This window comes from Propioniciclava sp. (genome assembly GCF_029977985.1).
Classification (GTDB): Bacteria; Actinomycetota; Actinomycetes; order Propionibacteriales; family Propionibacteriaceae; genus Propioniciclava.
In genome coordinates this window covers 1-10279 of the sequence record NZ_JARKOT010000173.1, presented here as the reverse complement: position 1 = coordinate 10279, position 10279 = coordinate 1, and the positions used below count along the sequence as shown (strand labels likewise).

Here is a 10279-nt window from a genome sequence, read left to right as displayed (position 1 = left end):
CTCGCCGTAGCGGCCCTGCACGGCGGCGAGGACGGACGCGCGGGGGATTCCGGGGCCGTCTGCGGAGAGCAGGCGACGCTTCACGAAGGGGAACCCTCCCTGCAGCAGTACGGCCCAACCGCCCATGGTCGGGTCGACGTTCGGCGCCAGGCCGAGCGCGGCGTTCGGCCAGCCGACGCTCCACGTCAACCCGGACGCCTCGACCACCTGGCTCAGCCCCAGCTCATACTGCTTCACCACGTCCACCTTCGACGTCGTTGGCCGGACACCGGCGAAGAACGCCCGCAGTTCCTCGCGCCCGAGGACGCCGCCGCGGAAGCCCAACAGGAAGCTCTGGAGGTGGGGCCGCGGTGCGTCGATGCGGGTGGCCGCCCACACGTCCGTGCCGCACCCCTCGAACCGCCCCACCAGGTCGGCCAGCGGCGCGAAGGGCCCGTGCAGCGAGTCGTTGGTCAGGAGCACCGACGGACGCCCGGCCAGCGCGGGGTACTCAGCCAGCGCCGCCGCCCACGACCCGAAGTCGTAGGCCACGTTGCGACGCCGCACGACGGCGACCCCTGCCGGGAGGTCGTCGGGTGCGTGGACGCCGACGCCCCGGTTCCGCGCCGCGACGACCAGGCAGCGGTACCCCGTCCGCGCCAACTCCCGGGCGAGCGCGACCGCCTCGGCACGCAGGCCCGTGCTCGTGCTGAACTCGGCGATCACGGCCACACGGTCGGCGGACACGACGGCGTCCGGATCACCCGCGATCGGGGTCAACGCCTGCGAGCCCGCCTGGTTGAGACGTGTCCGCAGCGCCCATCGCCGCCCCGCTACCCACCAGTAGCCGCGCCGGAGCGCAGCGCGGGCGTCCGACGCCTTCCAGCGTTCCAGCGCCTCCTGGACGCCGTCGCTGAGCGTCGCCCCGTCGTCCTGGGCACGCTCGTGCGTGCCGCGCAGACGCCACGCCCGCGCCTCGACGAACCGGGTCAACTCGCCTGGGTGTCGGCGCCACAGCCGGCCGAGACGGGCGGCGTCCGCGAGACGGGCTCGCGCCAGCCGCGTCCCGGACACCCCGGCGTCGTAGCCGAGGTGGAAGTCGAAGCGGCGGGCGACCACGGCGGGGTCGGTCCGGGTGCCCGTGACGATGTTGGACACGTTGAGGTCGTGCACCACCTGGGCCCACATGACCGGCGCTCGCACCTCGCGGATCGGGCCGTGCGCGCGTGCCCGGGCATGCTTGGCCACGTAGACCGTGTCCGGGGCGGCGTCCGTGCGGCGCTCGATGAGGGACAGGAAGGGCGACGACAGCATGTCGGTCAGATAGACGGCGCCCGACCGGTCGATCTGGACGCCGCGGGTGAAGTTCACGAACAGGCGGTCCTGGCGGGCGAACTGGGCCTGCACCGACGCCATGAAGTCCCGCGCCATGGCGTCGTCGGAGTCGATGCGGGTCGTGATGAGCCAGGGCGCGGCGGCGACGGCAGCCACCGGCGCGACGAAGAGATCGCGGCGGAACCGTTCGTGCGTCCACACGGGCGTGAAGTGCCCGGCGGCCAACTCCTCGACGTCCGCGCGGAAGGTGTCCGAACAGCGGTCGTCGAACAGGACCAACCACGTGAAGTCGCGCGTCGTCTGGCTCGCCACCGAGGGCAGCGTGGCGTCGATGAAGAAGCCGAGGCGGTAGTACAGCCAGTCCTCGCCGGCCGGCTCGCCGTCCTCGCTGACCACCGCGCTGAAGCGCGTCAGCAGGACGTGGTCGAAGTCAGGCGTCACGACACACCAGTATGGGCCCGGAGCCTCAATCCCCGCGCAGGAGGCCGCCGGCGTCCGCGCTCGTGCTGCGCGGCCCGAGGCCCCAGGTGGGTCCGAACGTGGGCACGGCCCGGCCGTCGACGTGCCCCCAGATCTGCTGCGGGTAGTGGTCGGGGTAGCCGTGCTCGGGCGGCGGCGGAACGACGGGGGCAGCCTCGCCGAGGACGACCTTGAGGGCGGCCGCGTCGAAGCAGCCGGCGCCGCAGTTGCGGCAGACGATGAGTTCGACGGCGCCGCGCCGGTCCGCCAGCATGCGCCCGCCGCAGCGCGGGCACGCCCATGTGCCTGTCACCAGCGGCGTCCGTTCATGCGGACGCACGCCTCCAGGAGGGCCCGGCCCAAATCGGTGGGTTCGTCGCCGGAGCGGCCGAACTCGCGCACAGCGGCGGTGTAGACGGCGCAGCGGGCCGGATGGTCGAGCGCGGTCCACGGCCGACCCTCGGGAGGCACCTCGCCGCCGGCGGAGGCGTACCCACGGAGGAAGGCCTGCCAACTGGCGTCGTCGAGGAGCCCGGCCGCCCACAGGCCGGCCGGCCGGCCGAGATCCCAGGCCGGGTCGCCGGTGCCGAGGGTGTCGGGTCCGGTGAGAACCCAGGCGGCGGTGCCGGGCATGCGGCCGAGGTTGCCGAGGTCCCAGTCCCCGTGGACGACGGCGGTCGGGGCGGCCTCGGGCCAGGTGTCGAGAAGGGTGTCGCCGAGTTCGCGGAGGATGTCGGTGGCGCCGCCCGGATGGAGCACGGTCGCGGCGTCCACGGCGACCTGCAGGTAGGCGCGGCCGCCGTGCTCGGGGAGCTGGTCGGGCACCGGGCAGCGGTGGAGGCGGGCGAGGAGGGCGCCCGCGTCGACCCAGGGCGGGTCCTCGTCGAGGCGGAGGTCGTCGGTGCGCGGCGTGAGCGTGAGCAGGTCGCCGTTGGGTGCCGCGAGGGGAGTCGCGGACAGGGGAGCGGCATACAGCAACCGGATCGGATCGGACGCCGCGGCCGTCAGCCGAGCGGCCAACGCGTCGGCATTCGTGCCGGCGGGGTGCCGCGTGAGCACGACGTCGTCCACCACGGTGCGCATGGGCCAACCCTAGCCATCGCTGCGCCCGCCGGCGTCCGGTTGGGTGCCGTGGGCCGGACTCACGGTGTGGGCGCCTGCTCCGTCACCCTGTGCCCACCTCCGCTGTGCCCCGTGGCGGTGTCACCCACCTGCGTTCCCGCCGGCGCCCGCGGGGGCTCCCGCCGCCCTCAGCGGGCCGACCGGAGGCACCCCACCACTGGGTGGGATGCTCGAGCACGGCTACGGTGGCGTCCATGCTCTCTTCCGCGTTCGTCGACCGCCTGCTCGCCACGGGCTCGGTCCGCTTCATCGGGATCGGCGGGTCACACAGCGTCGCGAGCGCAGACGCGGCGTCCGACATCGACGTCTACGTCGTGACGGACGCCCCCATCGACCTCGCCAGCCGTCGCGCCATCGCCGCCGACCTCGCCGACGCCGACCGCCCGCGGGACGTGCCCAACGACTTCTGGGGCGACGGCGACTACCTCTCGATCGGTGGCGTGTGGCACGACGTCATGTACTGGGACGCGGGCTGGCTGGCCGCCACCGTCACCGACCGCATCGAGCGCCATCTGCCCGCCGAGGGCTACTCCACCGCCTTCCTGCACACGCTCGCGCACCTCGAGCCTGTCCACGACCCGGCCGGCGAGATCGCGGCCTGGCAGCGGCGCCTCGCCACCTATCCGGACGCCCTCGCCGAGGCCATCATCCGCCGCAACCTGGCCGCGGCTGCCGGCGTCCGGACGAGTTACCGCGCGCAGATCGCGCGGGCGGTCGCGCTCGACGACCCGGTCTCGGCCAACCATCGCGTCGCCGCGCTGCTCGCCTGCGTGTTCGACGCCGCCTTCGCCCACCTGCGCATGTGGCACCCCGGCGAGAAGCGCCAGCTGCGGTTCCTCGCGGCCCACGCCGGCATGCTGCCGCCCGGGTTCGCCGACCACGTGCTCGCCGTGCTGGAGGCCGCGGCTCCCGGCCGGCTCGGCCTGCTCGTGGACGCCGTCGACGCCCTCGTGGCGGACGCACAACAGCTGGCGAGGGACGACCGCACGACGACTGGGTGAACTCTCGACGCGCGTGGCCCCGGATCGCCCCGCCGGGGCCACGATCGCGCTAGCGTGCCGTCCGAGGGCGGCACGAGCCGCCGTCGAAGCTTGTCAGGAGCCGTTTCGCCATGCTGCATCCTTTCTCTCGCTGAGCTGGTGCGATCCTCGCCTCGGCCGCGTGTGCCGTCACCGGCCTCGTCGTCCTCGCCTCGCCGGCGCGTGCCGCCGTCACCGACCTGGTCGTCAACGAGTTCTACGGCCGCGGCGGCTCGGCCAGCCAGCCGTACACGCACAAGTTCGTGGAGCTCTACAACCCCACGGCGACGGCTGTCGATCTGGCCGGCACGTCGGTGCAGTACCGGTCGGCGACCGGCACGGGCCCCGCGAACGGCGTGGGCGCGCTGGCGGGCAGCGTCCCGGCGGGCGGCTACTTCCTCGTCCAGCTGGGCAGCAACGGTTCGACGGGCGCTGCCCTGCCGAATCCCGACGCCACCGTCACGGTCAACCCGTCGGGCACGACGGGCACCATCTGGCTGGCGAGCACGACCGTCGCCGGGACGCCCGACGCAGACACCGTCATCGACAAGCTCGGCTACGGCACGTCGAACGCCCCTGAGGGCACTGCTGCCCCCTACCCGGGCTCGAACACGACGCCCGGCTCGCTCAACCGCACCGGCGGCGCGGACACCGATGACAACGCCGCCGACTTCACGTTCTCCAGCACGGCGACGCCGCAGAACAGTGGATCTGCCACCCCGCCATCGCCGACACCCACGCCCACGCCGACTCCGACGGCCGCGCCCATCACCCCGATCGCCGCGATCCAGGGTGCCGGCGCGTCGACACCGCTGGCCGGGCAGCGAGTGGTGACGGAGGGCGTGGTGACCGCCACCTATCCGACGGGTGGCTTCGCGGGCATCTATGTCCAGACAGCCGGAACCGGCGGGGCACCCAAGGCGGCGGGGACGGCGTCCGACGGTATCTTCGTCTACTCCTCCTGGGCGGCCGCCAACACCCGCATCGGTGACTGCGTGACGGTCACCGGCACGGCCGCCGAGTACAACGGACTCACCCAGCTCTCCGGCAACCCGTACGTCACGGTGACGACCGGCTGCGTGCCGGTGACGCCGACGCGTCTCGCCACCCTCCCGGCCACGGATGCCGAGAAGGAGGCCTACGAGGGCATGCTCGTGCTGCCCGAAGGTCCCTACACGATCACCAACAACTACGCGATGAACCAGTACGGGCAGCTGGGGCTGGCGGTCGGCACCGAGCCGCTGTACCAGGCCACCGACGTGGTGCTGCCCGGTGCGGACGCCGCCGCCTACGAGGCCGCCAACCTCACGAAGTACATCACCCTCGACGACGGCTCCTCGTGGAACTACCTGACGAACACGGCCGCGAAGAACAGCCCGCTGCCGTACCTGTCAGCGGGCACGCCGATGCGGACGGCCTCGCAGGTCACGTTCACCCGGCCCGTGATCCTCGACCACCGGTTCCAGCGGAACTATCAGCCGACCGGCCACGTCGTCGGCGCGGACAGCGCCTTCGTGCCGGTAGCCTCGGAGAACGACCGCGAGTCCACCGTCGCCGCCGTGGGCGGCAACGTGCAGCTGGCGTCGTTCAACGTGCTCAACTACTTCACCGATCTCGGCCGCGACGAGCCCGGGTGTGCCGCCTACACCGACCGGATGGGCACGCCGGTGAGCACGAACAACTGCGAGGTGCGGGGCGCCTACACGCCGGAAGCGTTCGCCGCCCAGCAGGCCAAGCTCGTTTCCGCGATCAACGGCACGGACGCCGAAGTGGTGGCCCTGATGGAGGTCGAGAACGCGGCGGGGATCAGCTGGATCGACCACCCGCGCGACCATGCGCTCGCGCACCTCGTCGACGAGCTGAACGCGGCCGCGGGCCGCACCCGCTGGGCCTATGCGCCGTCGCCGGTGGTGACTCCGTTCACCGAGGACGTCATCCGGACGGCTTTCATCTACGACCCGGCGAAGGTGCAGTTGCTGGGTGCCTCGCAGATCGACCTTGCGGACGCCTTCGCGAACGCCCGTTACCCGCTCGCCCAGAAGTTCAAGGCCACCAAGACGGGCAACCCGTTGGTCGTGGTCGCGAACCACTTCAAGAGCAAGAGTTCCGGCGACGACGACGGCACCGGCCAGGGGCTGTCCAACCCGTCGCGCGTCGCGCAGGCGACCCAGCTGGCCGCGTGGGTGGCCGAGATGTAACCGGACGAGGCCGTGTTCCTCATGGGCGACTTCAACGCCTACGCTCGGGAGGATCCCGTGCGGGCGCTCGAGTCCGCCGGCTACGTGAACCTCGCGAGGCTGTTCGATCCGGGTTCGGCGAGCTACCAGTTCTCCGGAGGCCTCGGCTCGCTCGACCACGCGTTCGCCAACGCGAAGGCGCTCCGGCTGGTGACGTCGGCGTCCGTGTGGGACATCAACGGCGACGAATCGGTCGCGTTCCAGTACAGCCGGCGCAACTACAACATCGTCGACTTCTACGCGCCCGACCCGTTCGCCAGTTCCGACCACGATCCCGTGGTCGTGGTTCTCGACACCGGCCCGCGCGGTCGCCGCTGAGGCGGCGTCCGGGTGGGGCGAGAGAGCTTGTCGCGCTGCGGGAGTCTTGTGATCGGGGGAAGCCGCGGGCGTCAGGCGGAGTCGCGGAGGATGAGCTCGGGCTCGAGGATGACCGGCCGCGGCGAGACGACTCCCGACAGCAGGCCGCGCAACATGCGGCCCGCCTCCTGGGCCGTCTCGTGGGCCAGCCCGCGGACGGTCGTGAGCGACGGGGTGACCCGGCGGGCGACCTCGGAGTCGTCGTAGCCGACGACCGCGATCTCCTGGGGCACCTTGACCCCTGCTTGGAGTAGTTCGTCCATGACGCCGGCCGCCATCAGGTCGGAGGCGACGAACAGCCCGTCGATGTCGGACCGAGCGCTCAGCACCGACCGGGCGGCTTCGCGGCCACTGGACTCGGTGAACGAGCCGGGGATGATCGCCACTGGGGTGATACCGGCCGCCCGGCAGGTGCGGACGAAGCCGGCGCGCCGGTCCTGGCCGGCGATCATGTCGAGGCTGCCGGTCACCGTGGCGAGCCGACGGCGTCCGATGTCGAGCAGGTGCTGGGTGGCGAGCTGGGCACCGAGGATGTTGTCAACGTCGGTGTACGGCACACCGGGAACGCCCGGGTTGCCGATGAACACGACCGGATGGGTCAGCGGAGCAACGGCGAGCGGCAGGTCGGTGCCGTGGTGGGAGGTGATGACGGCGCCGTCGAGGCGTCCGCTCGTCAGGTAGGTGACGAGCCGGTCGGCCGACTCGCCGGGCTTGCTCATCGCGAGCACCACTTGGGCGGGGTGGTCGCCGAACGCGGCGACCACCCCGTGGTAGGTGGCGGCGAAGTAGGGGTCGGTGAAGACGCGGAGGTCGGTCTCGGGCACGAGGACGCCGACGACGTCGGCCCGGCGGGTCACGAGCATGCGAGCGGCCAGGTTGGGCTGGTAGCCGAGCTTCCGGACGGCCGCCTCGACGGCCTCGGCGGTCTCGGGGCTGACGAGCGCACCGCCGTTCACGACGCGGGAGACGGTGGCCCGGGAAACGCCGGCCAGCTTCGCGACGTCCTGAAGGGTGGGGGCACCGTTGGAGGAGATGCCCTTGTTCCGGTCCGGTCGGGAGCGTGCATCGGGCGTCATGGCCTGCCCTCCCCCCGCGCCTTTGCCTTCCCGGAGTATCGCAGCGGGGTTGCGGCGGTGTCGATCATCCCTTCACCGCACCGGCCATGATGCCGCTGACGAGCTGCTTGCCGGCGACGATGAACAGGGCGACCAGCGGAGCCGTCGCGAGCACGACGCCCGCCATGATGAGGCTCATGTCCTTGAAGTAGGACGACTGCAGCAACTGCAGCGCCACCGGAAGGGTCGGGTTGGCGGGGCCCAGGATGACGTAGGGCCAGAAGAACTGCGTCCACGAGGCGATGAACGTGAACAGCGCGAGCATCGCGGCGGCCGGTCGGGCGGCCGGCAGGGCGACGTGCCAGAAGGTGCGCAGCATGTTGCACCCGTCGACGCGGGCGGCCTCGATGAGCTCGAACGGCAGCGCCTCGGTGAGGTACTGGGTCATCCAGAACACGCCGAAGGCGCTCACCATGCCGGGGATGATGACGGCCGGCAGCTTGCCCGCCTGCCCCAGCTGCACCATCACGATGAACAGGGGCACGATGCCGAGCTGCGGCGGGATCGCCATCGTGCCGATCACGAACGCCAGCAGGCCCTTCTTGCCGCGGAAGCGCAGCTTCGCGAACGAGTAGCCGGCGAGGGTGGAGAACAAGACGGTGGTGAACGACACGGTCACGGCCACGATGACGCTGTTCCAGATGGCCGGCCAGAACGGCACGGACGCGAACACGCGGGCGATGTTGTCGGCGAGATGGCCCTGCGGGATCAGCGACGGGATCGGGTTGCGGGAGATCTCGGGCGCCGTCGAACTGGCCAGCAGGAACGCGAAGTACAGCGGGTAGGCCGAGATGAGCACGACGGCCGCCAGGATGGCGTAGGTCACCCAGCCGGGACGCCGCTGGCCCGACTCGAGGTCGGACTCGCGCTTGCGGCGGCGGGCGGCAGCCTTGGCGGCGCCGCGGCCGGCGAGGGCGTGGGCGGAGGCGACGGAGCTCATGGGGCGACCTTCCTGCCGGGGCGACCGCGGCGACGGGGGGCGTCCGTGCCGCTGTTGGCGATGCGCGAGGTGAGCCAGAAGTTGAGCAGGGCGAACAGCACGACGATGGCGAACAGGATCCACGCGACGGCGGACGCCCGCCCCAGGTTGCGCTGCGGCCCCCAGCCGAGTTCGTACATGTACATGGCGATCGTCATCCACTGCCGGTCGTTGCCGCCGAGGCCCGAGCTGTCGTACATGCGCGGCTCGTCGAAGATCTGCAGGCCGCCGATGGTGGAGGTGATGACGACGAACATCACGGTGGGCCGCAGCATCGGGAGGGTCACGTTCCAGAAGGTGCGCCAGCGGCTCGCGCCGTCGACGATGGCCGCCTCGATCACGTCGCGCGGGATGGCCTGCATGGCGGCCAGGAAGATGAGGGTGTTGTAGCCGGTCCAGCGGAAGTTGACCATGGTCGCGATGGCCAGGTGGCTGGGCAGGACGTCGGCGTGCCAGCCGATGGGCGGAATGCCCATGCCGCCGAGGAGGGTGTTGATCACACCGGACTGGTCGGCGAACAGCCGGCCGAAGATGAGGGAGACGGCGACGGGGGCCACCACGTAGGGCAGCAGGACGCCCATGCGCCAGAAGGTGCGGGCCCGCAGGTTCGCGTTGAGGACGGCCGCGATGAAGATCGCGGCGATCACCTGGGGAACCGAGCTGAGCAGGAAGATGCTGAACGTGTTCCGGAGGCCGATCAGGAACCGCTCGTTGGTGAGGATGAACGCGTAGTTGTCGAAGCCCGCGGGGCCGGCGTCGCCGGTGAGCAGCCCGTACTGCCGGGTCGACACGTAGGCCGTGAACAGCATCGGGAACAGCCCGATGACGGCGAAGAGGAGGAAGAAGGGGGCGATGTAGACGTAGGGGGCGGTCGCGACGTCGAGCTTGCTGAGCCGCTGACGGGTGGTCAGCGAGCTCCTCGGTCCTGCGGCACTGCGGGACATGGGACGTCACTCCTCGGTGGTGTGTGGTCGGTGGGCGCCGGGTGCGGCGTCCGGCCGGTGAAGGAGAACCGGCCGGACGCCGCCGGTGCGATTAGCCGGTGATGTCCTTGGCCGCGGTCACGGCCTTCTCCCAGGACGCCGCGGCGTCATCCGTCTTGTCCACGTCGACGCGGCCGATGGCCTCGCCCACGATGGTGTTCATGGCGAAGTAGTGCTCGCCCTTGAACGGCTGGCTCTTGACGGCGGCGGCGCGGTTCTTGAAGATCTCGCCGACGGGGGCGTTGTTGAAGAACTCGTTCGTCGCCGCAGCGAGCTCGGAGCTGTCCTGCGCCTCGACCTGGCTCGGGAAGGTGCCCTTGCTGGCGAACGCCTTGAGCTGCTGCTCAGGAGCGGTCAGCCAGAGCGCCAGCTCGGTGGCCGCCTCGACGTTGGCGCCCGCGGCGGGAACGGTCAGGTACGAGCCGCCCCAGTTGCCGCCACCCTCGGGGAAGGTGTCAGCGACGTCCCACGAGGTGACACCGGCCGCGTTGCCCTCGATGACGCCGAGCATCCAGCTCGGGCACTGCATCGTGGCGAAGCCACCGTTCTGGAAGGCGTCCATCCAGCTCTGGCCCCACTGGCCGAGGCCGGCGGAGAGGCCGTCGCCCACGGCGGCCTGCAGGGTGCTGTCGTAGAGCGCCTTGACGTCGGCGTTCTGGTCGAGCGGGATGACCGTCTCGGTGCCCGTCGTCGA

At 71.5% G+C, this 10279-nt stretch carries 10 protein-coding genes; 3 read left to right on the top strand and 7 right to left on the bottom strand.

What is annotated here, in order from left to right:
• The 3 genes from Q1K57_RS10810 to Q1K57_RS10800 form a co-directional block, all read right to left on the bottom strand.
• Positions 1–1755 (bottom strand): glycosyltransferase (locus Q1K57_RS10810; RefSeq protein WP_300082267.1); only part of this gene is annotated, 1755 nt, incomplete at its 3' end.
• Between the two features lie 25 nt (positions 1756–1780).
• Complete coding sequence (locus tag Q1K57_RS10805) at positions 1781–2086, bottom strand: hypothetical protein (RefSeq protein WP_300082264.1); 306 nt, start codon at positions 2084–2086, stop codon at positions 1781–1783.
• Positions 2083–2856 (bottom strand): phosphotransferase, encoded by a 774-nt coding sequence (locus Q1K57_RS10800; protein ID WP_300082261.1) that lies wholly within the window; start codon positions 2854–2856, stop codon positions 2083–2085. The genes Q1K57_RS10805 and Q1K57_RS10800 overlap by 4 nt, the downstream gene beginning before the upstream one ends.
• Positions 2857–3089: 233 nt before the next feature.
• On the opposite strand from Q1K57_RS10800, the gene Q1K57_RS10795 reads away from it, so the two are divergent.
• The 3 genes from Q1K57_RS10795 (at position 3090) to Q1K57_RS10785 (ending at position 6469) form a co-directional block, all read left to right on the top strand.
• The gene (locus Q1K57_RS10795) at positions 3090–3896 is read left to right on the top strand and encodes a DUF4037 domain-containing protein (RefSeq protein WP_300082258.1); all 807 of its coding nucleotides are present in this window, start codon (positions 3090–3092) and stop codon (positions 3894–3896) included.
• A gap of 143 nt (positions 3897–4039) precedes the next feature.
• The gene (locus Q1K57_RS10790; RefSeq protein ID WP_300082270.1) at positions 4040–6112 is read left to right on the top strand and encodes an ExeM/NucH family extracellular endonuclease; all 2073 of its coding nucleotides are present in this window, start codon (positions 4040–4042) and stop codon (positions 6110–6112) included.
• A gap of 12 nt (positions 6113–6124) precedes the next feature.
• Positions 6125–6469, top strand: a complete 345-nt coding sequence (locus tag Q1K57_RS10785; RefSeq protein WP_300082255.1) for an endonuclease/exonuclease/phosphatase family protein — start codon at positions 6125–6127, stop codon at positions 6467–6469.
• Positions 6470–6540: 71 nt separating this feature from the next.
• Here the strand turns inward: Q1K57_RS10785 and Q1K57_RS10780 are convergent, their stop codons facing one another.
• The 4 genes from Q1K57_RS10780 to Q1K57_RS10765 all read right to left on the bottom strand — a co-directional run.
• A complete protein-coding gene (locus Q1K57_RS10780; protein ID WP_300082252.1) occupies positions 6541–7584 on the bottom strand; it encodes a LacI family DNA-binding transcriptional regulator in 1044 nt (347 codons plus the stop codon).
• Between the two features lie 64 nt (positions 7585–7648).
• Positions 7649–8563: a carbohydrate ABC transporter permease gene (locus Q1K57_RS10775; RefSeq protein ID WP_300082249.1), complete on the bottom strand. Its 915-nt coding sequence runs from the start codon at positions 8561–8563 to the stop codon at positions 7649–7651.
• A complete protein-coding gene (locus Q1K57_RS10770) occupies positions 8560–9546 on the bottom strand; it encodes a sugar ABC transporter permease (RefSeq protein WP_300082246.1) in 987 nt (328 codons plus the stop codon). The genes Q1K57_RS10775 and Q1K57_RS10770 overlap by 4 nt, the downstream gene beginning before the upstream one ends.
• A 91-nt stretch (positions 9547–9637) precedes the next feature.
• Positions 9638–10279 (bottom strand): extracellular solute-binding protein (locus tag Q1K57_RS10765; protein ID WP_300082243.1); only part of this gene is annotated, 642 nt, incomplete at its 5' end.

Coding starts and splice junctions, on each gene's coding strand:
- Q1K57_RS10770 (WP_300082246.1), bottom strand. CDS start 9,546: ATGTCCCGCAGTGCCGCAGGACCGAGGAGCTCGCTGACCACCCGTCAG.
- Q1K57_RS10775 (WP_300082249.1), bottom strand. CDS start 8,563: ATGAGCTCCGTCGCCTCCGCCCACGCCCTCGCCGGCCGCGGCGCCGCC.
- Q1K57_RS10780 (WP_300082252.1), bottom strand. CDS start 7,584: ATGACGCCCGATGCACGCTCCCGACCGGACCGGAACAAGGGCATCTCC.
- Q1K57_RS10800 (WP_300082261.1), bottom strand. CDS start 2,856: ATGCGCACCGTGGTGGACGACGTCGTGCTCACGCGGCACCCCGCCGGC.
- Q1K57_RS10795 (WP_300082258.1), top strand. CDS start 3,090: ATGCTCTCTTCCGCGTTCGTCGACCGCCTGCTCGCCACGGGCTCGGTC.